This is a genomic window from Drancourtella sp. An12 (assembly GCF_002160935.1).
Taxonomy (GTDB): Bacteria; Bacillota; Clostridia; order Lachnospirales; family Lachnospiraceae; genus Sellimonas; species Sellimonas catena.
In genome coordinates, this window is the sequence record NZ_NFLO01000014.1 from 1 (window position 1) to 23871 (window position 23871).

The window sequence follows — 23871 nt, forward strand, 5'->3', positions numbered from 1 at the left end:
ACAAAATCACTTAAACTATGAAAGATGGCGAGCCGTGTACATCGAGAGGTGTAAGCACGGTTCTGGAGGGGGTTACGCCAAGACCACGGACGAAAGGAAGTATGGCGTGGCGTTTCCTACCTTATGAGCTTTACACCATCCAGCGGTATTTACAGTACCGGCTCCTGCAGGAGATGGGCCTGATCCATTTTGACGATTGGGCGAGTAGCTTCGGAGAGACGGTTACAGCTATCGAGTTATCGCCGGAGGGCACCGGCTACCGGGCAAAAACCCGGTTTGCCAAGTTTTATAACCTGCCGGAGCTGATGGCTGCCTTCAAGGAGGTTGCCGACATCCAGACGGCGGATATGCTGAAACTCCCCGTCCCCAAGGCAAACTTCCACACGGAAGTGATCCAGCCCTCGGAGCTTCAGAAAGAGATGATAAAGGGGCTGGCGGAACGGGCAGAGAAAATCCGTGCCGGCGGGGTTGACCCCCATGTGGACAATATGCTTCGCATTACGAACGACGGAAGAAAACTGGCTCTGGATATGCGGCTCATCAATCCCCTTGCCGCCGACGACCCCAATGGCAAGGTGGCTGTCTGCGCCCAGAATGTGTTCCGCATCTGGGAACAGACCAAAGAAAAACGCTCTGCCCAGCTTGTGTTCTGCGACCTGTCCACCCCTACCACCGACGGCTCGTTCAGTGTTTATGACGACCTAAAAAAGAAACTGATGGACGCCGGAATCCCGGAGGAGGAAATCACCTTTATCCACACGGCGGACAGCGAAGCCAAAAAGAAGGAGCTGTTTTCCAAAGTGCGCGCCGGGCAGGTGCGGGTGCTGCTGGGTTCCACAGCTAAGATGGGCGCAGGCACCAATGTGCAGGACCGCTTGATTGCCCTGCATGATTTAGACTGCCCCTGGCGGCCCTCTGATCTGCAGCAGCGGCTGGGGCGCATCGTCCGCCAGGGCAATGAAAATGAGGAGGTGGAAATCTATCGGTATGTAACGGAAGGCACCTTTGACGCTTACCTCTACCAGCTCGTGGAGAACAAGCAGAAGTTTATCGCCCAGATTATGACCAGCAAGGCCCCTGTCCGTGTGGCGGATGATGTGGATGAAACCGCCCTGAGCTATTCGGAGATCAAGGCGCTGGCCACCGGCAATCCGTTAATTATCGAGAAGTGCAACCTGGATATGGAGGTGGCGCGGCTGAATATGCTGAAAGCCAGCCACTTGAACCAAGTATATGCGCTGGAGGAGCTGGTGTACCGTAAGTACCCGGAGGAGATCACCCGGCTCACGGAACGGATCGCGGGCTATGGGCAGGATGTGGCGCTGGCGGCGGCCCACCCCAAGGCCCAGGAGGGCTTCTGCGGCATGGAGGTGGATGGCAAACACTATGCTGAAAAAGAGGACGCAGGCAAGGCTATCATTGACGTTTGCACCCGCATGACTGGTTCCGACGCTGTTCTTTTGGGGCAGTACCGGGGCTTTTCCATGGTGCTGGCCTATGATGGCAGGAGCAACGAGTATCGGATCACACTCAAAGGCACTCTTTCCCATACGGTGACGCTGGGCGCAGATGTGTTCGGCAATATCACCCGCCTGGACAACGCTCTGGAAAACCTTGCAGGCAGCCTGCAGGCCGAGCAGAACAGCCTGGAGGAAACCAAAGCCCAGCTTGAAAACGCACGCACCGAACTGGCTGCCCCATTTGCCCGCGAGGAGGAGCTGGCGGAGAAAGCAGCCCGTTTGAAAGAGCTGAATATTCTGCTCAACATGGATGAGAAGGACAAGACTCTGCTGGACGATACCCCGGATGAGGGCGAGGATGTGCCTGCCCGGAGGGTTGCGGAGCTGGCACGGTAAAGGAGGATACGATGACCAACGAAGAATTGAATACCAGGCTCTATGAAAAAATGTTCGCGGAACAGGAGCAGTTCCGGGATTGGCTGCTTTCCCAGCCGCCGGCTGAGATTCTGAACCACGCCTACGAGTACACGATGCGGGAGGACATTCTGATGTCGTTAGAGTACAACGATTTGGAGGACAGCCAGGCCAGGGCGCTGCTGAAATCCGGCAAGCCCCTGAAGCAGATTTTTGAGCGGTGGGAAGATAAAGAAACATCCCACATGGAAAATATTTGGGATACCGTCCAGGAACAGGCCAAGGCCGCCGAAGCCAAACAGAAAGCCAAAGCGCAGAAAGAAAGGTGATCGCACATTTGCCATTGCGCTGCGGGGCAAGTATAGTATAATAAAAATCGTGACAAGGGGTGATGATAGATGGACGATAGCTACTGCCTGCTCCCGGAGCGCATTTCCGAGCAGTTTTCTGAAATCGACAGCGACATTGTGATGGATTTGGCGGCTGCCAGCCCGGAATATACCGAGTTGAAGGCCCAGATGGAAGAACTGAAACGCCGAAATCCTGCGATTGGCGCTCTGCTGGAGGGCAAGGGAGAACTTTCCTTTACTGCGGAGGAGCATGAAGCCTTGAAGGAATTTATCCGGCTGTATATGCGTACCGATAATATGGAACGGGAACACATCTACTTTCGGGGCCATGCAGACGGGTTTGCCTATCTGAAGAAGATCGGCGCTTTCAAAACTGAATAGCTCTTTGGGCGGCATGGAGAAATCCATGCCGCTTTTACATACCCAAATTCATTCGCACTACCCAAAAAAGGTCTTGAACAAAATAAGTTTTTACGGATTAGGAGTAAAAACTATTGAAATTCTTGGAGTTTTTGGCTATGGCTTAAAACTGCCGCCCAAAACTGCACATTCCCCATTCATATCTGCACATAAATCGAAAAAGTATATGCAGAAAGAGCCGATTGGAGCAATCCGGTCGGCTTTTTCCATATCTGAAAAGAGTACAGCCCCCTTATCTGAAAAGAGTACAGCCCCCTTTACATAGCCAGCTACCCCACAAGGGGCGGCTAATCTACGGCTATGTGAAGGGGGCTGTATTTTTTATGCCTTTTTACGATTCAGAAGCCATCGAACGGGCAAGGCAGGTGGACCTGCTCACCTACCTGCAAACCTGCGAACCCCAGGAGTTGGTCCATGTGTCCGGTAACGTCTACTGCACCAAGACCCATGACAGCCTGCGGATTTCCAACGGCAAATGGTGCTGGTTTTCCCGCGGGATCGGCGGTTACAGCGCGCTGGACTATCTCATCAAGGTCAACGGCTATTCCTTTTTGGAGGCCATGGAAACCATCTCCGGCAGGGCGGCCATCCCGCCGCCTTCCTTTGTACCAGCGCCGAAAGAGGAAAAGCCCAAGCACCTGCTTCTGCCCCAGGCCGCCCCAGACAACCGGGCGATGATGGCCTATCTCAAGGGGCGGGGCATTGACCAGGAGATTTTGGACTACTGCGTCCAGACCGGGCGGATTTATGAGAGCCGGAACAAGGGCCACAGCAACGTGGTTTTCGTGGGATTTGATAAGGATGGCAAGGCGCGGTTCGGCTGCCTGCGGGGAATTAGTGAAGCTCGGTTCCACGGGGACTTAAGCGGCAGTGATAAGCACTTTTCCTTTGTCCTGCCCGCCTGCGTGGAAAATCCGGCAGTCCATCTGTGTGAGTGCGCCATTGATGTCATGTCCTATGCCACTCTCTGCAAGCTGGACGGGATCGACTGGCGGCGGCACAATCTGCTGTCCCTGGCTGGGGTGTACCAGCCAAAGAAAAAGATCGAGGAAAGCAAGCTGCCGGTGGCCCTCACCCGATTTTTGGAGGACCACCCCCATGTGAAAACCATCTATCTTCATCTGGACAACGACACCGCTGGCCGGCTGGCGGCCAAGGCAATCATGGCTGTCATGCCGGAGGGCTACCGGGTGGAGAACAAACCGCCGCCCCGTGGAAAGGATGTGAACGATTTTCTGTGCCACCGGCTGGGGATTCCCATTCGGGGCAGCCACGGCAAAGAGCCGGAGCGGTGAGTTGCCGGTTTTGCAGCTTCGACAGATTCTCCCTCTTGCAAATTGTTATCATATATGTTAACATTAAAGCAGCGAGGTGAGAGTATGGATGAACTGCGCAAACGGCAGAAAATCATATCCCAGCTTGTGGAGGCCCGTCTGGAACAGGGCATTTCCCAGGCAGAACTGGCAAGGCGGCTGGGAATCCAGCGTTCCGGCATTAACCGCCTGGAAAGTGGGACACAGAACCCCACGCTTGATATGATCTTAAAAATCGCTTCGGCGCTGGGAAAAGATGTTTCACTGGAACTGAACGACAAGGAGGAGCCTATGAGTAATGTTTACAGTCTCCGCATTTATGATACGGAGCTAATGCGCTTTTCCATGGAAAAGCAGGGCTTGTCCGGCCTTGTGGCTGAAATCTTATATACCAACGAGGAGCAGGCCCATTTGCTGCCTTTGGATATGGAGCGCACCGGCGAGGGCGTCATCCATTGGCTGGAGCGGCGGGTTATCCCCAAAAACCGCGCCTTTGTGGACGAGATTTTGAAAACCCTTGGCCTCAGCCATAACGACACCAAGGGAATCATCGACGTGTGCAAGGGGCTGTCGCTTAACGACAGCTATTGGGTGGTGCGGTCAGGATTTGAGGGGAAATTCTCCCAATACAATCTTTACGAAAACCGCTTTTCCGAGATACTGGCGCTGGTGGCCTATACCGGCGCAGGCGGGAGCAGGCAGGCGTTTACCACATCCCCGGAGCTGACCACAGGCGGTATGCTGCCCAAGGCGTGGCGATATGTGGAGCACGATGGGATAACTCTCTACAAGGGCGGCACGACCGGCGCGTCCAATGCGGGCAGGGAGCCGTACTGCGAGTATTATGCTTCGCAGATTGCGGAAACCATGCGTCTGAACGCCGTGCATTATGACCTGGAGAACTGGAAAGGCATTACCGCCTCTAAGTGCGCCCTGTTTACCAACATCGACACAGCCTATATCCCCATCGGGCGCATTGTCCGAACCGGGGGCATTGCCGCCTGCCTTGCCTACTACGACAAGCTGGGGCCGGAGTTTTCCGAGCAAATCCGCAGTATGCTGGTGTTTGACGCCCTGATCTACAATGAGGACCGCCACTTTGGAAACTTCGGCGTCCTGCGGGATAACCACAGCGGCGACATTATTGCGCCCGCCCCCATTTTTGACAACGGGCTGTCCCTGTTCTGCTATGCCGGCAAGGAAGATTATGCGAATCTGGACGAGTATGCAAAAACCCGTTCTAATCCCTACAACATCTCCTATGAGGAAGTGTGTGCGGAGGTCATGGGGCCAAAGCAGAAAGAGCAGCTCCGTCGCATGATCGGGTTCCGGTTTAAGCGCCATGAAAGCCTGGGCCTGCCGGAAGAACATTTGCAGGCCATTGAGAAGCATTTGGAAGGCCGGGTGCGTAAGCTGCTGGCAATCCCCACCCGTCATCTGAAACAGGAGAAGGCGCGGTAAAAACGAATATCTTTTTTGGAGAGCGTTCTGAAAATGGACGCTCTTTTTTGTTGCCCATTTTTAGAGAGGAGCGTGAGCGATGAACCATTATGATGTTACCATCCGGGAAACGCTGGAGGTGAAAATGAAGGTGGCGGCAAACAGCCGGGAGGAGGCCGAGCAGTTTGCCAGGGATCAATGGAAACGCGGCGAGGTCGTTCTGGACGCCAGCCATTTTACCGGCGTGGAGTTCCATGCCAAGCGGTATTCCCGTGACCGGGGCGAGCGATGAGTTCTTTTTTCGCCTGTCCCGGATTCCCCGCAGGGGAATGGAATGTAGTTGTACCAGCAAGCATCGCCTTTGTGATACCACAAAGGCCGCTTGTTAGGGGGAACGCCCCCTAATACCCCTTTTGAAAGGATGGAGGTTTTCATGGAAGGATTGTTTTTTGCCATTGGATTTCTGCTGGGCAGTGTGGCCGGCGTGCTGATTATGTGCCTGCTTCAAATCAACCGCATCGGCAAAAAGGAGGATTCAGAAGAATGAGAAAACGCAACGTACACGTCCAGTTCTGGCTGGACAAAAAAGAGGCGGAAGCCTTTAACAAGAAAGTAAAACGCAGCGGCCTTTCCCGCGAGGCGTACCTGCGCCATCTGGTGAACGGCCTGGTTCCCCAGGACGCGCCGCCGCCCGCCTACTACGACTTTATGCGGGAGCTTCACCGGATCGGCGGCAACCTCAACCAGATCGCCCAGAAAGCCCATGTGCTGGGCGTCATTGATGAGCGCCGCTACGATGAGGAAATGCGGAAGTTTGACCAGCTTGTCCGGGACATCACCAAAGCGGTGATCCTGCCCAAGCCAATGGAGTAACCATGGCCACTACGTCCGTCTGGCGGGTGAACGGCTGGCTGGGCAAGGTCCTCATCTATATCGAGAATCCAGACAAGACCGAAAATCCTGATTTCTTTGAAAAACAGGATATGGGTGGCAAGGAGGCTCAGGGCCTTGCGGATGTAATCGAGTATGCCGTTCAGCGGCACAAAACAAGCCAGTCGGTGGAAAGCGAAGGCGAAACGGTCCTGCGGCAGTTTGTTTCCGGGGTGAATTGCAGCCCCTCTACTGCCCGCGATGAGATGATAGCGGTAAAAAAGCGGTTTGGAAAGGAGGACGGGACTGTGGCCTACCACGGCTATCAGAGCTTTGCCTCCGGCGAGGTCACGCCGGAGCTGGCCCATGAGATCGGCCTTTCCCTGGCAAAAAAGCTGTGGGGTGAAAAATACCAGGTGCTGGTGGCTACCCATCTGGACAAGGAAAATCATTTGCACAACCATTTCGTTCTCAATACGGTTTCCTTCGTGGACGGCATCAAGTACCATCGTACCGAGCAGGATTATTTCGATATGCAGCGGGAATCCGACCGGCTGTGCCGGGAATATGGGCTGTCCGTCATTGAAAATCCCCAGCGGGGAAAATCCAAGCACTACGGGGAATGGCGGGCCGAGCAGGAAGGCCGCCCCACCTATCTCTCCCTCATCAAAGCCGATGTGGATACTGCCATCCGCCAGTCTATGACGGAACGGCAGTTTTTTTATCGCCTGCGGCAGATGGGCTATGACATCAAGGTGGGTAAGGACATTACGGTTCGTCCGCTGAATTATCCCCGTGGGCGCAAGCTCATGCGCAACTTTGGCGAGGACTACTCGATGGAGAACATCCGCAAGCGGATTTTAGCCCAGCGCCGCCCCCAGCGGGAACACAGGCCGGAGCCGTTTCGGTGCAGGCTCCACGGGGATTTGAAACAGGCTAAAAAGGTGACGGGGTTCCGCGCCCTCTACTTCCACTACTGCTATCTGCTGGGGGTATTCCCCCAAAAGCAGAACCGCCCGCCCAGGCGGGTGCCTCATGCACTGCGGGAGGATTTGATCCGGGCGCAGGAGCTTACCGATGAAGCCCGCCTTCTTTCACGCCACCGCATTGACACCATGGAGCAGCTCAATGCCTATCAATCCGATTTGAAATCTCGGCTTTTAAGCATAACGGAACAGCGGAAAAGCCTGTACCGGAAACTTCGCACCAAGGCCGTGGTGGCCGACCCTGCCCAGCAGGAGCACATCCGGGCTGAGATCTCCGAACTTTCTGCGCAGATCAAAGAGCTGCGCCGGGAGGTGAAGCTGTGCGAGGATATTGCCCTGCGCTCCATTTCCATCAAGGATAAGATACAGGCCGCCCGTGAGGAAGTCTCCGGCAAGGATGAGAAAGCCCGCCAGGAGCCGGAGCAGGGCCGGGCGGCTCCCCCAGGAAGGAGATGATTTTTGATGTATAACTCAGGCGACGCGGCGGAGCAAGTGGTACGGATGAGCCTGGAGGGCGCTGAATTTGCCCTCAAAATCACCGGTTCTGCTGCTAAAAATCTGGCCGCCGCCCTTTACACGGTTCTGAAAGACCAGAAAAAGACCAAGGGCAAAGCCCGCATTGAAGCCATGCTGCGGGAGAAGCGCCCCTTAAAGGTTTACACCATCAAGAAGGAGGATTGCCCGGAGTTTGCCAAGCAAGCCAAGGGGTACGGGATTCTTTATGCGCCTATCCCGGTGAAGAAAGGCGACGACACCATCGACATTCTGGTGTTCGAGGATGACGCTGCCAGAGCCAACCGGATCGTGGAGAAGTTCAAGCTCACCGTTGTGGATACGGCTTCGATCAAGGAGGATATTGAGAAATCCCGCGAACAGCGCGGCAGCGAACCCGCCGCGCCGGAGCAGGCCATGCCGGAAAAGAGTGTGGACGACCAGCTTTTGGATGAGCTGATGGAAAAGCCCACCCAGAAAGAAAAAGCCCAGCCGGAAAATCCGGCAGCGGAGAAGAACGCCCCTTTTGCCCCAGCGGCGGAAAAATCCCCTCCGTCCGAGCCTATCTCCGAGAGCAGCAGCAAGTCCGCAAGGGGTACTTCTGATGGAGCCGAGAAGCCTTCCGTCCGGCAGGAGCTGCGGGACATCCAGGCCCAGCGGAAGAAGGAGGCGGAGGCTGCCAGGGCCGAGGAGCCGGCTGCGCCCCAGAAGAAGGCGGCTCAGAAAACAACCCGGCACCAGCCGCCCAAACCCAAAAAGAAGCCCAAATCGAAAGAGAGGTAATCTGTGATGAATAATTTTGACGATCTGTTTGAACAGCAGCCCCAGGCGGAGGCCGCGTCGCAAAAGCAGGAAAGCCAGAAAGAGCGCCCCAAGCGCCAGTGGTGGCAGGTCCGGGAGGAAAAACAGCGAAAAGAAGCCTATGCCACCTTGGACCGGATTTTTGGAGAGTTCTCCGAGGGTACGGGCAGTATGGAGGCATATCTGGATGTGCAGAGCCGTTTTCCTTTCCACTCTGCTCGCAATGCGCTGCTGATTGGGGAACAATGCCCCGACGCGGTGCGTGTGGGCGGCTACAAGGAGTGGCATTCCCAAGGTGTTGAGATTCTGGAGGATGAGAAGCGTTTGCCCATCATCATTCTGGAGCCGGGAAAGGCATACCGGCGTGAGGATGGCAGTGTGGGCCAGAACTTTTACGCCAAGGAAGTCTATGATATTTCCCAGACTACGGCGCGGGATCAGGTTCAGCCCCAGGTGCGCTACGATGACCGCCTGCTCTTAAAGGGCCTGATCGCCAGTTCCCCGGTTCCCATCCGGGCCGTGGAGGAACTGCCACAGGGCCGTGGGGCCATGTTTTCCGCAGAGCAAAACGCCATTTTGGTGAAAAAGGGCATGGACGCGCCGGATATTTTCCGCTGTGTTTCGCTGGAGGTTGCCAACGTGCAGCTTGCCAAAAGCATGGACGGCTATTCCAGGGAAACGGACGGCTACAAAGCCTATGCGGTCAGCTATATGCTCTGCAAGCGGTATGGCGTGGACGCCAAAGAGTATGAGATTTCCAAGCTGGACGGCGTGTTTCAGGGGCAGGTTCCAAGGGAGGATATTCCTGCGGCCCTCACTGATATGCGGGATACGTTCAAATCCCTCAATGGCCGTATGGCCAGGGCCATGGGCCTCACCCGCGACAGCAAGCAGAAGGAACAGGAACGGTAAAGGAGGAGTAGACCCATGGAAAAACAGGAAAAAGTCGTTCTCACTCTGGACAGCTATGAACACGGCATTATGATCCGCGCCCTCAATGAACTGCGCAACGATATGCTGGAGGAACAGCGCGACCCCGGCCCGGTGGAGGACGTTCTGTTGAAAACCATTGACGCCCCATCCCAAAAAGACAGGAAAGCGAAGCGCCGGGATGAAGCCAGATAACAAGGCGGGCGGCCCCTGGCTCTATGCCCTGGGGCTGGTTCCGGTGATCTGGTTCGCCCTGCTGATTGCGCCTGCCATTTCCGGGGGGCTTTCGGAGATCGTAAACGCCCTGCCTGCGGCAATGAACCATCCATTCAAAATCGTGTGGTGCGAGGACAGTGTAAAAACTGTCCTCATTTTTATTGCCGCCTATGGGTTGGGCATTGGCATTTATCTCTCCTCTCGGCGCAATTACCGCAGGGGCGAAGAACACGGCTCCGCCAAATGGGGCGATCCGCGGGCCGTGAATAAGAAATACCGGGACAGGGACCTGTTCAAAAACCGCATTTTCACCCAGCACGTCCGTATGGGACTGGATGGCCGGAAACACCGCCGCAACCTCAACACCTTGGTGGTGGGAGGCAGCGGGGCGGGAAAAAGCCGCTTCTATGCCAAAGTGAACATCTGCCAATGCAATACGTCCTTCTTTATTCTGGACTGTAAGGGCGAGCTGCTTCGTGACTGCGGCGGCCTGCTGGAACGGATGGGCTATGAGATCAAGGTGGTGGACCTTCTGAACATGGAGAAAAGCCACTGCTACAATCCCTTTTCCTATCTGAAATCCGACAACGATGTGCAGAAGATGGTGACGAACCTGTTCAAAGCCACCACCCCGAAAGGGAGCCAGTCTAACGACCCCTTCTGGGATACGGCGGCCAGTATGCTCCTCATGGCTTTAGTGTTTTATCTGTGGTACGAAGCGCCGGAGGATGAGAAGAATTTCCCCATGGTCATGGAAATGCTCCGAGCCGGCGAGGTGCGGGAGGACGATGATTCTTACCAATCCCCTCTGGATGAGCTGTTTGACCGGCTGGAAATGCGTTCCCCCGACCATATCGCTGTGAAGTATTACAAGGATTACCGTTCCGGCTCGGCCAAAACGCTGAAATCCATTCAAATCACGTTGGCGTCCCGCCTGGAGAAATTCAATCTTTCCTCGGTGGCGTCCCTCACCGCCACGGATGAACTGGACCTTTCCAGCCTGGGCGAGAAAAAAGTGGCACTCTTTGCCCTCATCCCGGACAACGACGCCAGCTTCAATTTCTTGGTAAGTTTGCTGTATGCCAGCACTTTCCAGGAACTTTTTTATTCTGCCGACCGGGTACACGGCGGTAGCCTGCCCGTACCGGTGCATTTTCTCATGGATGAGTTCGCCAACGTGAGCTTGCCGGATGATTTCGACAAGCTGCTGGCCACCATGCGCTCCCGGAATATCAGCGTTTCCATCATCATCCAGAACATTGCCCAGCTCAAGGCGCTGTTTGAAAAGCAGTGGGAATCCATCATCGGCAACTGCGATGAATTTCTGTATCTGGGAGGCAACGAAACGTCCACCCACAAGCTGATCTCCGAGAACTACCTGGGGAAAAGCACCCTCTGGCTGGACACCTACGGCAAGAGCACCGGGCATTCCGGCAGCTATTCCACCAGCAACCAGATCACGGGCCGGGAGCTGATGACGCCCGATGAGGTCCGTATGCTGGACAACAACCTGGCTCTGCTTTTTATCCGTGGCGAAGCGCCGCTGATGGATGAAAAGTATGACCTCTTAAAGCACCCCAACATCAAGTACACCACCGATGGCGGCGCAGCGGCCTTCACCCATGGCGGCACCGAAAACGCTGTGGCGGATATGGTCATTGGCCGCCTCACCCCCGGCGACCTTGCCAATATCCAGGAGCCGGAAACCCTTTATGAACTTCTGTCCGATGAGGACATGGAGAATATCTTTCAATTTAAGGAGGACACCCAAAATGAAATTGATTAAGAAGGAAAACAAGAAGAAAGAAACCCGCAGCCTGCCCATGGGCAAAAAGAGCCGGAGCGCCTTTGCTGTTTATGCGGCCCTGGTGCTCATGCTGTGCTGCTGCACCACTACGGCCTTTGCTGCCAGCGACCCGTTGACTGTTATCAACAACCTCAGTGATTTCATCTTCGGCCTGATCCGCGCCGTGGGTATGATCCTGCTGGGCTTCGGCGTGGTACAGATCGGCTTGTCTCTCAAATCCCACGACCCCAGCCAGCGGGCTAACGGCTTTCTCACCTTGGCCGGCGGTGTTGTGATTACGTTTGCGAAGGAGATTTTGACCCTGATTACCGGCTGATTCTAATAACGGCAGTGTGGGGGCAGGCCCATGGCGGCCTGCCCCTTACCGTTGCCGGAAAGGAGGTTGTTGAATGTCCGATAACTGGGTTGTTCAAAATTTGCAAAATGCCCTCGACACCTGGAACAAGTACCTGTCCGAGATCTGGCAGCTCATCACCCAAAGCCCGGAACAGTTTAAGGGTGGCTCCATCTGGGGCGTCATTGTCAACATCCACGACGCGGTGCGGGCCATTGGCCTTGCGCTTTTGGTGCTGTTCTTTGTAGTGGGCGTCATGCGTACCTGCGGCAGCTTTGCCGAGGTAAAGAAACCGGAGCACGCCCTGAAGCTGTTTATCCGGTTCGCCATTGCCAAAGGTGTCGTGACCTATGGGCTGGAGCTGATGATGGCCCTCTTTAATATCGTCCAGGGCCTCATTTCAACAATAATGAACGCGGCGGGCTTTGGAACCGCGCAGCAGACGGTTCTCCCCCAGGAGATTGTCACGGCGGTGGAAAGCTGCGGCTTTTTCGAGAGTATCCCCCTCTGGGCGGTGACGCTCATTGGCGGGCTATTCATTACAGTCCTCAGCTTCATTATGATAATGACCGTTTACGGGCGGTTTTTTAAGCTCTATTTATATACGGCCATCGCGCCGGTGCCTCTCTCCACCTTCGCCGGGGAACCGACCCAAAACGTGGGCAAGAGTTTTATCAAGAGCTATGCCGCTGTCTGCCTGGAAGGTGCCATCATTGTGCTGGCCTGCATTATCTTTTCCCTGTTTGCGGCGTCCCCGCCAGCCATTGACCCCAATGCGGCGGCAGTCACGCAGGTGTGGAGCTATATCGGGGAGCTGGTCTTTAATATGCTCGTCCTCGTGGGCGCGGTGAAAATGGCTGACCGCGTGGTGCGCGAGATGATGGGCCTGTAAAAAAGGAGGAAAACAAATGCGTTATCAAACCTATGTGCTGCACTTGATTGATGGAACCGCCATCCCAATGGTGGAGGATTACGATCTGCCCGCTGAAAAGGGAATTGTGGGCCATTTCTCCAAAGCGGCTCCAGACGAGATTTTTACCGTGGGCGACCGGCTGCTGGGCTTTGCCTATATTCCCAAGAGCAGCATTGTTTACCTGGAAACCGGCGATGTGATTGTGAGGTGATATTTTGGAAGTCAAGATCAACCGGGAAATCCGCAACTACACCGAATCCATGTTTTTCGGTTTGAGTATGCGGCAGTTCATCTTTTCTGTCCTCGCCTGCGGCGTGGCCGTGGGCCTTTATTTTATCCTGCGCCCCTACTTTGGGGTGGAAACCCTGTCCTGGATGTGCATTTTGGGGGCAGCCCCCTTTGCCATGCTGGGGTTCATCACCTACCACGGCATGACGGCGGAACAATTCATCTGGGCGTGGCTGCGCTCGGAAATGCTGGAGCCGAAGGAGTTTAAGTTCGAGGACAGCAACTACTACTATGCGGCTCTGAAAGATACCATCGAGGAGCTGCAAACCGGGCGGCCCGGCAAGAAGCGCCGGAAGGAGCCGAAACACTTTAGCAAACGGAAGGAGGCCAAGCATGATTAAGACCATCAAAACCATGTCTAAGCAGGAAAAGGAGCGTTACACCGTCCCCCGGAAGGTGCAGGATGTGATCCCAGTCCGCCGTATCTGGCCGGATGGCATCTTCCTTGTGGGGAACAAGTTCTCCAAAACCTATAAATTCAGCGACATCAACTATCTGGTGGCCAGCCGGGAGGATAAGGAATCCATGTTTCTCACCTATTCGGAGCTGCTCAATTCCCTGGATTCCGGTGCGGTGACGAAAATCACCATCAATAACCGCCGTATGAACCAGGCCAGCTTTGAAACATCCATCCTCATGCCCATGCAGGGGGATTTCCGGGATGAGTACCGGGGGGAATATAACCAAATGCTGCTGGATAAAGCCACCGGAGCCAACGGCATTATGCAGGAAAAGTATATCACCATCTCCGTGGTGAAGAAGGATGTTGAGGAGGCCCGCGCCTATTTTTCTCGTGTGGGAGCCGACCTCATTTCCCACTTTGCGGCCCTTGGCTCCAAGTGCGTGGAGCTGGACGCCACCGAGCGCCTGCGTATCCTGCACGACTTCTACCGCCAGGGCGAGGAATCCGAATTTGTTTTCAATGTCCGCGAGATGATGAAGCGGGGCCACAGCTTCAAGGACTATATCTGCCCGGACGGAATCGAGAAAAACAGCGACTATCTGAAGCTGGGCGATAAATTTTGCCGGGTGCTGTTCCTCAAAGACTATGCCTCTTATATTAAGGATAACATGGTGACGGAGCTTACCGATTTCAACCGCAATCTGATGTTCTCCATCGACATTGTGCCGGTTCCCACGGATGAGGCTGTGCGGGAGGTGGAAAACCGCTTGCTGGGTGTGGAGACCAACATCACCAACTGGCAGCGCCGCCAGAACGCCAACAACAACTTCTCTGCCGTGGTGCCCTATGATATGGAATTGCAGCGCAAAGAGAGCAAGGAGTTTTTGGACGACCTCACCACCCGCGACCAGCGGATGATGTTCGCGGTGATGACCCTGGCCATCACCGCCGACACCAAAGAGCAGCTTGACAGCGACACCGAAGCGGTGCTCTCTGTGGCGCGAAAGCACATGTGCCAGCTTGCGGTGCTCAAGTTCCAGCAGCTTGATGGCCTGAACACCGCCCTGCCCATTGGGGTGCGGAAAATCAACGCCTTCCGTACCCTCACCACGGAATCCCTGGCCGTATTCATCCCCTTCAAGGTCCAGGAGATCCAGGATAAGGGCGGCATTTACTTTGGAGAGAACGCCATTTCCCACAATCTCATCATGTGCAACAAGGCGAACCTTTTGAACCAGTCGGCCTTCCTGCTGGGCGTGCCCGGCGCGGGCAAGTCCTTCAGTGCCAAGGAACTGATCGCGTTTCTTATGCTTCACCCGGATTATGCCAATGACGACATCCTGATTTGCGATCCAGAGGGAGAATTTGGCGCACTCGTCAAAGCCCTGGGCCGAGAGAAAGCGACGGTGGCCCATCTGGTGGCAGGCGGCAAGGACCGCCTCAACGCCATGTATATGGTGGAGGGCTACGGTGAGCAAAACCCCATCGTGGAAAAGAGCCAGTTTGTCATGTCCCTCATTGAGCAGATCGACAAGCGCGGCGTGGGGCCGCAGCATAAATCCATCATCGACCGCTGCACCGCCCTGGTGTACCCGGAGGCGGAGAATGCCGGGAGGGTGGCTACCCTCTGCGACCTGCGCCAAAAACTGCTGGAGCAGCCGGAGGATAAGGCCAAGGAGATCGCCCTTTCCCTGGAGCTGTACACCACCGGCTCCCTGGACATCTTTGGCCGGGAAAGCACGGTGGATTTGAACAAGCCCTATGTGGTGTTCGACATCCACGGCCTGGGCGAGCAGCTAAAGCCTGCCGGTTCCCTGGTCATCACCGATACGATCCTGAACCGCGTCACCCTCAACTGGAAACGGGGCAAGCGCACCCATGTGTTCATCGACGAGTTCCATGTGATGTTTGAAAATGAGCAAAGCGGCATTTTCTTTAATTCCGCATGGAGGCAATTCAGAAAGCGCGGCGCTTATCCGACGGCAATCACGCAGAACGTGGAGTACCTTTTGGATTCCGTCCAGGCCAGCACCATGCTCTCCAACTCGGAGTTCATCGTCATGCTGAACCAGGCGGCGTCCGACCGGGCAAAGCTGGCGAAGCTCCTCAATATCTCCAACGAGCAGATGAGCTATGTCACCAATGCGGACGCAGGCTGCGGCCTCATCCGGTATGGCAGCGCTCTGGTGCCGTTCATCAACCGGTTCCCCCGTGACACCAAGCTCTATGCCCTGATGACCACCAAGCCCGGTGAAGGCGTATTCGGCGGCGAGGAGGTGCCGGCATGAGCAATCTTCGCTTTGCGTCCCCGGAACACCGGGATTTCTTTTTGGATATGATGAGCGAGGCGCGGCGGAACGACTGTTACCACCGGGCCTTTTTCTATGTGATGGGGATTGCCCCGGAAACGCGGGCAAACATCCGCCAGATGTTTGACTTCAAGCAGGACTGTATCGAGCCGGATGGTATGCACGGCGGCTGGCAGACCAGCGGCACCGTCCGGGTGTGCCGCCTTGCTTTTAATCTCTGGAACGGCTATACCGACCCGGAGCACAGCAACGCCTATTCCCCGGAGGATTTGTTCTGCTGCGAGTTCGCCCCCTACTTTATGGAAGGCGTGAAAATCCGTTACCCGGAATACTGCCGGGAGCTGCCCCCTGTAAGAAAGCAGGCGGAACCGGCGCGATGATAATTTTGAGAATGGAGGAATGAACCATGGCTGAACCGGCTCTTGCGCTGCGGGACCATCCGCAGATCATAGACCTGATTTCCGTTCTGGAACAGAGCGGGCTTCAAAAACAAAAGGAAGAAGTACAGGCCCTGGTGGGCTATATCGACGGCATGGAAGAAAAGCTGTCACAGATGATGGACGAAATGAAGGAAATGCGCATGGAGGTGGGCAAGCTCCACGACAAAGGAATCCGCGCCCGGTGCTCCCAGCTTGTGGACACTGTGGAGGGTAAAGTCCGCCAGACCAAAGTAATGGTTTCCACGGCAAAAGAAAACCTCATTTCATCTGCAAAGCAGATGGTGCAGACTTTCCGGGAGAAAGGGCGCTCCGCCCTGTGCCATGCGGCCCAGGCCCTGCGTATCCCCTCGGTTCTTTCCCGGATGGGAGGGGGCTTTGCCCATGCGGAAAAAAGCATGGGGCAGCTTGCCGTGAGGCTGGACGCTATGCGGGAGGAACTGCACCAGGCGGGCAGCCACATCAAAAACGCCGGGCTTGCCCTTGCGGGAAAGGAACCCCAGGAAAGCAAGGAATTATCTGCGGATAAGGGTGTGCTTGCCAAGCTGCGGAGCTTTGTGCTGTACTGTGGCAAGGCATTTTCTGAGATGGATCGTGACACGGCGCTCACGGTGGAGCGAATCAATGGAGGGCGTTCATCAGTGAAAACTGAGCTGCAGGGGCTGAAATCGGCCCAGGCCGGGCAGCGCCGCCAAGCGGCCAGTAAAGAACAGGCACGATAAGTACAGGAGGGTGAAAATATGAGTGACAAAGTTAAAAACAGACTACTGATCGCGGGGGCGGCCCTTTGTGCCGCCCTTTTCCTTTTCTCCGGGGCTATGCTCTGCCGGGAATACTTGGATCAGAAGCAAAGCGCCGAAGCCTTTGACGAGGTGGCCGGGCTGGTCAAAGAAGATGTGGAGCTGCCCACGCTGGAGCTGGCCGATGACCCGGCCCAGGAGCCAGAAGAACTCACGGCCTTTGAGAAATATGCGGATGTGTACGCCCAGAACAGCGACCTGGTGGGCTGGATTTCCATTCCCGGCACCCGGATTGATTACCCCGTCATGCAGACCAAGGATAACCCCAATTTCTATCTGAAGCACGCCTTTGATAAGTCGTACAGCAGCTATGGGGTGCCTTATATGCAGGAAAACTGCGACATCGGCATTTCCGACAATCTGGTGCTGTACGGCCATCACATGAACAACGGCAGTATGTTCTCCGATCTGTGCAAGTATGAAAGTGAGGATTTCTACCAGGAGCACAAGACCATCCGCTTTGATACCCTGGACAGCTTTGGCGACTATGAGGTGATCGCCGCCTTTAAGACGGTGGCCTATTCGGAGGAAGGGTTCAAGTATTACCACTTCGTCCGGGCCGAGCAGGAAGAAGATTTTGACGAGTTTATTGCCAAGTGCAAGGAACTGGCGCTCTATGATACGGGCGTGACTGCGGAATATGGCGACCAGCTCATCACTCTTTCCACCTGCGAGTATTCCCGGACCAACGGGCGGATGGTGGTTGTGGCCAAGCTGCTGGAGGAATAAGGGCGGCCCCGCCCAGGGAAGGAGGTGAAGCCCATGGGCAAGGGCATTAAAACAAGAGTGGCCGAAAAAGGCATTAAAGCCATTGACAAAGCGGCGGTTGCCTCGGAACGGATGAAAGAGGCATATATCCGCACCAAGGATAAAGCCGAGCATGGGATGTATGCCGAGGAAGGTTCTCCTGGTGAGTATGCGTCCGACCGCTTTTCCGCTGGGGTGGATAATGTCACCCATGAAGCGGTCCACCAGTTTGATAAACAGGGCCGCAAGGGGGTTCAAACGACCAAGGAGAACATCTCCAAGGTCAAGGAGAAAATCCAGAAGCGGAAAGCCGCAGCCGAACAGCCGAAAAAACAAGCGGAGAAACAGGCGGCCCGGCAGGCTGGGCAGCCTACCACACGCTGGAGCGGGCGTCAGGCGGCGGATACGGTTTCCGAGCCGGCCAAGGCGGTCCGTCAGGAGCGCAGGGCCATCAAGACCCTGGACCGCGGCAAGAAAGGCATTAAGACAGTGGACAGGAGCCGCAAAACCATCAAGCAGGCTTCTTCCACAGCCAAGGGGACGATAAAAACCACCAGCAAATCTATCAAAACGGCGGAAAAGACTGCCAAGGCCAGTATCAAGACCAGCCAGCAGGCGGCCAAAGCTGTCCAGAGGACTGCCCAGGCCACGGCGCGGGCTGCCAGGGCTGCGGCCCATGCCGCCCGTGTAGCGGCCCGGACTGCGGTGGTTGCGGCAAAGGCGGCAGTTAAGGCTACGGTTGCGGCGGTGAAAGCCATTATTGCCGCGACCAAGGCGCTGATCGCGGCAATCGCCGCTGGCGGTTGGATTGCTGTGCTGGTGATTATTGTGATCTGCCTCATCGGTATGATTATCGGCTCCTGTTTTGGGATTTTCTTTTCCGGCGAGGATTCGGGCACCGGGCAGACCATGCAGACTGCCGTGCAGGAGATCAATACGGATTACCAGGAGAACCTGGACGAAATCAAAGCGTCCCACAGCCATGATGTGTTGGAGATGTCCGGCTCCCGTGCTGTGTGGAAAGAGGTTCTGGCGGTTTACGCTGTCAAAACCACCACCGACCCGGACAATGCCCAGGAAGTAGCCACCATGGACGATGAGAAGCTGGAGCTTTTGAAGGACATCTTCTGGCAGATGAATGAGATTTCGTCCAGCACGTCCACCCAGACGGAAACGGTGATTGAAACATCCGATGATGGTAACGGAAATATCGTGGAAACGGAAGTAACCGTCACTCGCACCTATCTGTATATCACCGTCAGCCATAAGACTGCCGAGGAAATGGCCGACCAGTTCGGCTTTAACGAGGACCAGCGGGAACAGATGGCGGAGCTGCTGGCCGACGAGAACAATTCCCTGTGGTCCCAGGTGCTCTACGGCATTACCGGAGGGGATGGCGAGATCGTCACGGTGGCGCTCTCCCAGGTGGGAAACATCGGCGGCGAACCGTACTGGAGCTGGTATGGCTTTGGCAGCCGTGTGGAATGGTGCGCCTGCTTTGTGAGCTGGTGCGCCAATGAGTGCGGTTATATTGAAGCCGGCGTGATCCCGAAATTTGCAGCCTGCGCGTCCCAGGGCGTTCCCTGGTTCCAATCGCATGGGTTGTGGCAGGACAACAGCTATGAGCCGCGCCCCGGCGACATCATCTTTTTTGACTGGGATGATGGAGGCCAAGACGGGCAATCCGACCATGTAGGTATTGTGGAGAAAGTCGAGAATGGACGTGTCTACACAGTAGAAGGCAACTCCGGCGATTCTGTGCGCCAGAACAGCTACCCCATTGGCTACTATGAGATTTACGGGTACGGCACTCCGGCCTATTAACTCCCTCAAAAAAAGGAAAACCCAGCCGAATTCTGGCTGGGTACATAACTTTGTATGGCCGTATGCGGCAACGCTACCTGAAGGAACACCGGTCCAGCCTTTACAGCAGCTTGATTTTGAGCGAAAAGCTGTACCCGCACCTGTTGGAGATTGACCGGGCGGCGCGGGAGCGCATGGACGCCATGCTGCCCCGCATGATGGAAGCGGCGGGCGTCACCGAGGAACTGAAAGCCCGTGACCCCATGCGCTGGGTGGGGCTGATGAACACGCTGAAAGCGCAGGCGGAGGAAGTTATACAATCCGAGTTGATATTTCAATAATAGGGTGAGCGCCAGAGAACAATCCCTGGCGCTCATTTTACTTTCGCTGTGCTGTTTTTCTGTACTCTAACGGCAACAATCCAGTGCTTTTGCGAAACAGTTCCGCAAACCTGCTTGAAGTGGAATATCCTACGGTCTGAGCGACTTGTCCCACCGTCAGCTCTGTATATGCCAGCAGATACTCTGCCTGGCTCATTCGCCGTTGCTGAATGTACTCGGTGATCGTGCAATCGTAGTATTTCTTGAAACAGGTTTTCAGCTTTGTTGTTCCCATGCAAGCGATTTGCGTCAATCGGTCCAGTGGAATATCAGAAGCATAATGATCGCTCAAATAAGAGGCAACCGTCTGAACACTCGCTATATCTTGTTGCGAGAGTTTGTGGGCCGTTTTTTCAGGATGTTTCTTTTGGTATTCAACGACCATTGAAACGGCTTCTGCTACTTTGCCTTCATAAAAAAGTTTTGCGGCAATCCCTTCCCCGCGATAGGCTTTGATTTCTGTGAGCAACCGCGACATTTCTGGAAAATCAGAAGTCTGGTCGATTTTCCGAAAAGCGTCAACCGGATTGATTTGCGCCTCCGGGTACAGCTTCTTCAGGTAATCTTCATAATACGCCGGTGCAATCTCAATCCCAATCGAACGGATCGGAATATTCTTGTGGATCAATGCTTTATAGGGTGTGTAGCCTCCAATAAAGGTTTTGATACAACCAGCAGATAATCTGCGGTATGGAGATAGTTCTTCACCGGAAATCGAGTCATAGCGTGTAATGCTCAAACATTCCGGCAAAGAAAATTCCAGCATGAAATCCTCATGGAATGAAAAGTTGTGTATCTTAATGTCATAAAGGTCTTTCTGTCCATAAGTCCAGTAAGTGCCTTCTCCAACTTCGGGAGAAAGTTTCCAGCATATCCCCAAATCACCATACTGCTGATTGTCTGGATCGCGGATAAAACCATGACCAGTCAGCAGAGGTGTGTAAAATTTGTCGATAATTTCGGACATGAAAATAGCCCGCCTCCTTTTTGCAACGATTGGACGAACTTTTGAAAGGAACGGACGAACATCGCCGGAACCTATTGCATGTTGTTCGATACAAGCGTACTGTATTAGATAGCGGTTAGCAACATCTAACCCAAGGATAACACAAACCCTTTGTCGAGTCAAGACAACGAAAGGTAGGAGGAAGAAAATGAGTAATCAAGCAAATTCTTTGAACAAAGGTCTTACCGTGAAAGACCTGGTAACAACAGGCATTTTTACTGCATTGGTTTTTGTTTTTGTACTGGTCGGCGGTATCTTTTTTGCCCCCAACCCGGTGCTTACATTCTTTATGCCGGCCGGGAGCGGTCTGCTTGCGGGGCCGGTTTTTCTGCTGATGATCGCAAAGGTTCAAAAGAGGTGGAGCCTTTCCATTATGGGCGTTGTCATTTGTATCATCTGGTTCGTTACGGGTATGCACTGGGCCTTTGCGCTGGGCTATCTGATTATGGCGGTGGTCGCCGATTTTGTTGCCGGTGCAGGACAGTATAAGAGCAAGAAGCTCAACAGCCTTGCATATATCCTGTTCTCCCTGGGCGGCACTGGGTCGTATATCGTTTTCTTTGCTGACCCCAATGGATGGGCGCAGACCATGCTGGGTAACGGAACCGAACAAAGCTACATTGACACCATGCAGGCAACCGCCAACACAGGCATCCTGATTGCCATGTTTGCAGCCGCTATCATTACATCGGCAATCAGTGCCTTTGTAGGCTGCAAAATGCTGAAAAAGCAGTTTGAAAAGGCGGGTATCACGGCATGAGCGGTGAGCGCCAGAAGAAAGGGCTTTGGCTTGACCCACGGGCCAAGCTCTTTCTTATCCTGATCTGTGTTTTAGCGTCCATGTTCGCCCCTTCTCTCGCATACCAGTTTGCGCTTGTTGTGCTGATTGCAATATTGGGAACATTCTTCGGAAAATGGAAATATGTCATCAAGGCAGTGTGCTTCTATGCTGTCATCTGCGTTCTGACGGTCTGGATCATGGCTGAAATGACAGGAACGCTGCGGACTATGTTCATCGCCTTTTTAGGTCTGTTTCATAAAGTCTATGCCTGTGGGATGTTGGCCGGAATTGTACTGTCAACAACAAAGGTGAATGAGTTTCTGTCCGCGATGAACCGTGTCCATGCGCCGAAGAAATTAGTGATCCCGTTGGCGGTCATGCTGCGCTATATTCCGACCATCCAGGAGGATTGGCGATATATCAAGGACGCTATGCGGATGAGAGATGTTTCCCCTTCTTTGGGGGGGTTTCTGTCCCATCCGGGAATGACGGTAGAGTGTATCTATGTGCCGTTGATGATGACGGCCTCGAAAGCGGCAGATGAACTTTCCATCGCTTCTGTTACCCGCGGAATAGAAAATCCTAATCCACGCACCTGCCTTGTTCAGATAAAGTGCGGAATTGCTGATTGGATGATTATGGCGGTTGCCGTTGCTTTTCTGATTTTTGAATTGTGTGTGCGGGGAGGTGTCATCGGTTGATTGAGCTTGAAAATGTATCCTTTTCTTATGATGGGCAGGAGCATGATGGCCTGCATGACATCAATCTGAAAATTTTAGATGGAGAATGTGTCCTGTTCTGTGGGCGCAGCGGGTGTGGCAAAACAACGATTACACGCCTGGTCAATGGATTGATCCCGCAGTTTTATCAGGGGGAACTTCATGGCCGTGTGCTGGTAGATGGTCAGGAGATCAGTAATCTTCCCATGTACCAAATTGCCGCAAAGGTTGGTTCGGTTTTTCAAAATCCACGGACACAATTTTTCAATGTGGACACCGACAGCGAGATCGCCTTCGGTATTGAGAATGAGGCACGCCCTCCCCAGGAATTGGCCGAGAGGGTAGAACAGACAACAGAGGATCTGCATATCCAGAAGCTGCGGAGCAGGAACATTTTTGAATTGTCCGGCGGTGAAAAGCAGAAAATCGCTTTTGCTTCTGTCTACGCTATGAACCCGAAAATTTATCTGCTGGACGAGCCATCTTCTAACCTGGACATGACTTCCATTCAGGAATTAAAGGAACACCTGCGGCTGATAAAAAGCCAGGGCAAAACGATTTTAATTGCGGAACACCGGCTGTACTACCTGATGGAACTTGCAGACCGCATTGTTTATCTTGAAAAAGGGCAAATCAGAAAAATTTATACGCCGGAGGAATTTCGCAAGCTGCCAGAAGCCGAGCGTGAACACATGGGGCTGCGGGCGGTAGATTTGACAGAGGTACTTCCTCCACAGAAGTGCCTGCCTGTTTCAGCACCCATACTTGAACTTCAAGATGTAACACTCCGCTACAAAAAGAGGACGATTTTACATCATATCGCCCTCTCCGCCGCGAAGGGAGAAGTTATCGGCGTGGTTGGTCATAACGGAGCAGGCAAAACGACCTTTTCCCGCGCCTTGTGCGGGCTGCATAAGGATTGCGATGGACAATTCCTGTGGGATGGCAGGCCGATGGACCGAAAGGCAAGGCTGACGAAGTCTTACATGGTCATGCAGGATGTGAACTACGAATTGTTTGCTGACAGTGTTGAGGCAGAATGCTCCTTTGGTATTCGCAATCCCGATCAGAAATTAGTGACGGAAACATTGGAGGAATTGGGGCTTGCCGCTTACCGGGAACGACACCCGAACACCCTGTCAGGCGGTCAAAAACAGCGGGTGGCTGTGGCGGTCAGTATGATCTGCGGAAAAAATCTTCTGGTATTTGATGAACCGACCAGCGGCCTGGATTTTGACAGTATGGCACAGGTGGCAGGGCTGATCCGGCGATTGTCTGATATGGGAAAGGTTATTTTCATCGTTACCCATGATTTTGAGTTTGTCTGCCGAACCTGCTCCCGCGTTCTGCATTTTGACGAGGGCGAAATGCCCGATGATGTACCTGTTGTGATGGATGCCCTCCCGAAATTGAGAGAGCTGTTCTCTGTTTCAGATGGAAAGGAGAGGTGAT

26 protein-coding genes and 2 pseudogenes are annotated in these 23871 nt (G+C 54.3%); 27 read left to right on the top strand and 1 reads right to left on the bottom strand.

Features of this window, described 5'->3' with window-relative positions; all coding sequences use genetic code 11:
- Positions 1–125 precede the first annotated feature (125 nt).
- The 24 genes and pseudogenes from B5E64_RS11915 to B5E64_RS12030 all read left to right on the top strand — a co-directional run.
- Positions 126–1856 (top strand): annotated as a pseudogene (locus B5E64_RS11915) (helicase-related protein); the annotation flags it as partial.
- Positions 1857–1867: 11 nt separating this feature from the next.
- Positions 1868–2203 (top strand): DUF3848 domain-containing protein, encoded by a 336-nt coding sequence (locus B5E64_RS11920; RefSeq protein WP_087168726.1) that lies wholly within the window; start codon positions 1868–1870, stop codon positions 2201–2203.
- 69 nt (positions 2204–2272) lie between these two features.
- Positions 2273–2605, top strand: a complete 333-nt coding sequence (locus B5E64_RS11925; protein ID WP_087168727.1) for a DUF6664 family protein — start codon at positions 2273–2275, stop codon at positions 2603–2605.
- A 4-nt stretch (positions 2606–2609) separates the two neighbouring features.
- Positions 2610–2909 (top strand): hypothetical protein, encoded by a 300-nt coding sequence (locus tag B5E64_RS18055; RefSeq protein WP_162610184.1) that lies wholly within the window; start codon positions 2610–2612, stop codon positions 2907–2909.
- 58 nt (positions 2910–2967) lie between these two features.
- Positions 2968–3939, top strand: coding sequence for a DUF3991 and TOPRIM domain-containing protein (locus B5E64_RS11935; RefSeq protein WP_087168729.1), 972 nt, complete (start codon positions 2968–2970; stop codon positions 3937–3939).
- 84 nt (positions 3940–4023) lie between these two features.
- Complete coding sequence (locus B5E64_RS11940) at positions 4024–5418, top strand: helix-turn-helix domain-containing protein (RefSeq protein ID WP_087168730.1); 1395 nt, start codon at positions 4024–4026, stop codon at positions 5416–5418.
- Positions 5419–5497: 79 nt separating this feature from the next.
- Complete coding sequence (locus B5E64_RS11945; protein WP_058967065.1) at positions 5498–5689, top strand: DpnD/PcfM family protein; 192 nt, start codon at positions 5498–5500, stop codon at positions 5687–5689.
- A 141-nt stretch (positions 5690–5830) separates the two neighbouring features.
- Positions 5831–5944 carry a DUF3789 domain-containing protein gene (locus tag B5E64_RS11950; protein ID WP_087168731.1) on the top strand — a complete coding sequence of 38 codons (114 nt, stop codon included), beginning with the start codon at positions 5831–5833 and terminating at the stop codon, positions 5942–5944.
- On the top strand, positions 5941–6270 hold the full coding sequence (gene mobC / locus B5E64_RS11955) for a plasmid mobilization relaxosome protein MobC (protein WP_087168732.1): 330 nt from the start codon (positions 5941–5943) through the stop codon (positions 6268–6270). The genes B5E64_RS11950 and mobC overlap by 4 nt, the downstream gene beginning before the upstream one ends.
- A 26-nt stretch (positions 6271–6296) precedes the next feature.
- A complete protein-coding gene (locus B5E64_RS11960; RefSeq protein WP_242960177.1) occupies positions 6297–7709 on the top strand; it encodes a relaxase/mobilization nuclease domain-containing protein in 1413 nt (470 codons plus the stop codon).
- A gap of 6 nt (positions 7710–7715) precedes the next feature.
- The gene (locus B5E64_RS11965; protein ID WP_015535518.1) at positions 7716–8528 is read left to right on the top strand and encodes a PcfB family protein; all 813 of its coding nucleotides are present in this window, start codon (positions 7716–7718) and stop codon (positions 8526–8528) included.
- A gap of 6 nt (positions 8529–8534) precedes the next feature.
- Complete coding sequence (locus B5E64_RS11970) at positions 8535–9458, top strand: hypothetical protein (RefSeq protein WP_087168734.1); 924 nt, start codon at positions 8535–8537, stop codon at positions 9456–9458.
- Positions 9459–9473: 15 nt separating this feature from the next.
- Entirely contained in the window at positions 9474–9671 is a 198-nt protein-coding gene (locus tag B5E64_RS11975) for a hypothetical protein (RefSeq protein ID WP_087168735.1), read from the top strand.
- Entirely contained in the window at positions 9658–11478 is a 1821-nt protein-coding gene (locus B5E64_RS11980; protein WP_087168736.1) for a type IV secretory system conjugative DNA transfer family protein, read from the top strand. Before B5E64_RS11975 ends, B5E64_RS11980 begins: the two co-directional genes overlap by 14 nt.
- The gene (locus B5E64_RS11985) at positions 11465–11815 is read left to right on the top strand and encodes a glutamyl-tRNA amidotransferase (RefSeq protein ID WP_087168737.1); all 351 of its coding nucleotides are present in this window, start codon (positions 11465–11467) and stop codon (positions 11813–11815) included. Before B5E64_RS11980 ends, B5E64_RS11985 begins: the two co-directional genes overlap by 14 nt.
- 73 nt (positions 11816–11888) lie before the next feature.
- Positions 11889–12725, top strand: coding sequence for a hypothetical protein (locus B5E64_RS11990; protein ID WP_087168738.1), 837 nt, complete (start codon positions 11889–11891; stop codon positions 12723–12725).
- A 16-nt stretch (positions 12726–12741) separates the two neighbouring features.
- Entirely contained in the window at positions 12742–12957 is a 216-nt protein-coding gene (locus B5E64_RS11995; protein WP_087168739.1) for a hypothetical protein, read from the top strand.
- Positions 12958–12961: 4 nt separating this feature from the next.
- A complete protein-coding gene (locus B5E64_RS12000) occupies positions 12962–13375 on the top strand; it encodes a PrgI family protein (protein WP_087168740.1) in 414 nt (137 codons plus the stop codon).
- Positions 13368–15725 (top strand): TraE family protein, encoded by a 2358-nt coding sequence (locus tag B5E64_RS12005; protein WP_087168741.1) that lies wholly within the window; start codon positions 13368–13370, stop codon positions 15723–15725. Before B5E64_RS12000 ends, B5E64_RS12005 begins: the two co-directional genes overlap by 8 nt.
- Positions 15722–16126 (top strand): DUF6075 family protein, encoded by a 405-nt coding sequence (locus tag B5E64_RS12010; RefSeq protein WP_087168742.1) that lies wholly within the window; start codon positions 15722–15724, stop codon positions 16124–16126. The genes B5E64_RS12005 and B5E64_RS12010 overlap by 4 nt, the downstream gene beginning before the upstream one ends.
- 26 nt (positions 16127–16152) lie before the next feature.
- On the top strand, positions 16153–16905 hold the full coding sequence (locus B5E64_RS12015) for a DUF6674 family protein (protein WP_087168743.1): 753 nt from the start codon (positions 16153–16155) through the stop codon (positions 16903–16905).
- A gap of 18 nt (positions 16906–16923) precedes the next feature.
- Positions 16924–17712 (top strand): class B sortase, encoded by a 789-nt coding sequence (srtB, locus tag B5E64_RS12020; protein ID WP_087168744.1) that lies wholly within the window; start codon positions 16924–16926, stop codon positions 17710–17712.
- Between the two features lie 33 nt (positions 17713–17745).
- Positions 17746–19554, top strand: a complete 1809-nt coding sequence (locus tag B5E64_RS12025) for a CHAP domain-containing protein (protein ID WP_204247067.1) — start codon at positions 17746–17748, stop codon at positions 19552–19554.
- A 53-nt stretch (positions 19555–19607) separates the two neighbouring features.
- Positions 19608–19874, top strand: a pseudogene (locus B5E64_RS12030) (TnpV protein); the annotation flags it as partial.
- Between the two features lie 37 nt (positions 19875–19911).
- On the opposite strand, the gene B5E64_RS12035 reads toward B5E64_RS12030, so the two are convergent.
- The gene (locus B5E64_RS12035) at positions 19912–20880 is read right to left on the bottom strand and encodes an AraC family transcriptional regulator (protein ID WP_087168745.1); all 969 of its coding nucleotides are present in this window, start codon (positions 20878–20880) and stop codon (positions 19912–19914) included.
- Between the two features lie 187 nt (positions 20881–21067).
- On the opposite strand from B5E64_RS12035, the gene B5E64_RS12040 reads away from it, so the two are divergent.
- From B5E64_RS12040 to B5E64_RS12050, 3 genes are read left to right on the top strand one after another with little or no spacing between them, the layout of a single operon-like run.
- Positions 21068–21679, top strand: a complete 612-nt coding sequence (locus B5E64_RS12040; RefSeq protein ID WP_087168746.1) for an MptD family putative ECF transporter S component — start codon at positions 21068–21070, stop codon at positions 21677–21679.
- On the top strand, positions 21676–22401 hold the full coding sequence (locus tag B5E64_RS12045) for an energy-coupling factor transporter transmembrane component T (protein WP_087168747.1): 726 nt from the start codon (positions 21676–21678) through the stop codon (positions 22399–22401). Before B5E64_RS12040 ends, B5E64_RS12045 begins: the two co-directional genes overlap by 4 nt.
- Positions 22398–23870 carry an energy-coupling factor ABC transporter ATP-binding protein gene (locus B5E64_RS12050; RefSeq protein WP_087168748.1) on the top strand — a complete coding sequence of 491 codons (1473 nt, stop codon included), beginning with the start codon at positions 22398–22400 and terminating at the stop codon, positions 23868–23870. Before B5E64_RS12045 ends, B5E64_RS12050 begins: the two co-directional genes overlap by 4 nt.
- Position 23871 lies beyond the last annotated feature (1 nt).

Coding starts and splice junctions, on each gene's coding strand:
- B5E64_RS11975 (WP_087168735.1), top strand. CDS start 9,474: ATGGAAAAACAGGAAAAAGTCGTTCTCACTCTGGACAGCTATGAACAC.
- B5E64_RS11920 (WP_087168726.1), top strand. CDS start 1,868: ATGACCAACGAAGAATTGAATACCAGGCTCTATGAAAAAATGTTCGCG.
- B5E64_RS12045 (WP_087168747.1), top strand. CDS start 21,676: ATGAGCGGTGAGCGCCAGAAGAAAGGGCTTTGGCTTGACCCACGGGCC.
- mobC (WP_087168732.1), top strand. CDS start 5,941: ATGAGAAAACGCAACGTACACGTCCAGTTCTGGCTGGACAAAAAAGAG.
- B5E64_RS12040 (WP_087168746.1), top strand. CDS start 21,068: ATGAGTAATCAAGCAAATTCTTTGAACAAAGGTCTTACCGTGAAAGAC.
- B5E64_RS11970 (WP_087168734.1), top strand. CDS start 8,535: ATGAATAATTTTGACGATCTGTTTGAACAGCAGCCCCAGGCGGAGGCC.
- B5E64_RS12005 (WP_087168741.1), top strand. CDS start 13,368: ATGATTAAGACCATCAAAACCATGTCTAAGCAGGAAAAGGAGCGTTAC.
- B5E64_RS11935 (WP_087168729.1), top strand. CDS start 2,968: ATGCCTTTTTACGATTCAGAAGCCATCGAACGGGCAAGGCAGGTGGAC.
- B5E64_RS11995 (WP_087168739.1), top strand. CDS start 12,742: ATGCGTTATCAAACCTATGTGCTGCACTTGATTGATGGAACCGCCATC.
- B5E64_RS12015 (WP_087168743.1), top strand. CDS start 16,153: ATGGCTGAACCGGCTCTTGCGCTGCGGGACCATCCGCAGATCATAGAC.
- B5E64_RS11945 (WP_058967065.1), top strand. CDS start 5,498: ATGAACCATTATGATGTTACCATCCGGGAAACGCTGGAGGTGAAAATG.
- B5E64_RS12035 (WP_087168745.1), bottom strand. CDS start 20,880: ATGTCCGAAATTATCGACAAATTTTACACACCTCTGCTGACTGGTCAT.
- B5E64_RS11940 (WP_087168730.1), top strand. CDS start 4,024: ATGGATGAACTGCGCAAACGGCAGAAAATCATATCCCAGCTTGTGGAG.
- B5E64_RS12025 (WP_204247067.1), top strand. CDS start 17,746: ATGGGCAAGGGCATTAAAACAAGAGTGGCCGAAAAAGGCATTAAAGCC.
- B5E64_RS11950 (WP_087168731.1), top strand. CDS start 5,831: ATGGAAGGATTGTTTTTTGCCATTGGATTTCTGCTGGGCAGTGTGGCC.
- B5E64_RS11985 (WP_087168737.1), top strand. CDS start 11,465: ATGAAATTGATTAAGAAGGAAAACAAGAAGAAAGAAACCCGCAGCCTG.
- B5E64_RS12010 (WP_087168742.1), top strand. CDS start 15,722: ATGAGCAATCTTCGCTTTGCGTCCCCGGAACACCGGGATTTCTTTTTG.
- B5E64_RS11990 (WP_087168738.1), top strand. CDS start 11,889: ATGTCCGATAACTGGGTTGTTCAAAATTTGCAAAATGCCCTCGACACC.
- B5E64_RS11980 (WP_087168736.1), top strand. CDS start 9,658: ATGAAGCCAGATAACAAGGCGGGCGGCCCCTGGCTCTATGCCCTGGGG.
- B5E64_RS11925 (WP_087168727.1), top strand. CDS start 2,273: ATGGACGATAGCTACTGCCTGCTCCCGGAGCGCATTTCCGAGCAGTTT.
- B5E64_RS11965 (WP_015535518.1), top strand. CDS start 7,716: ATGTATAACTCAGGCGACGCGGCGGAGCAAGTGGTACGGATGAGCCTG.
- srtB (WP_087168744.1), top strand. CDS start 16,924: ATGAGTGACAAAGTTAAAAACAGACTACTGATCGCGGGGGCGGCCCTT.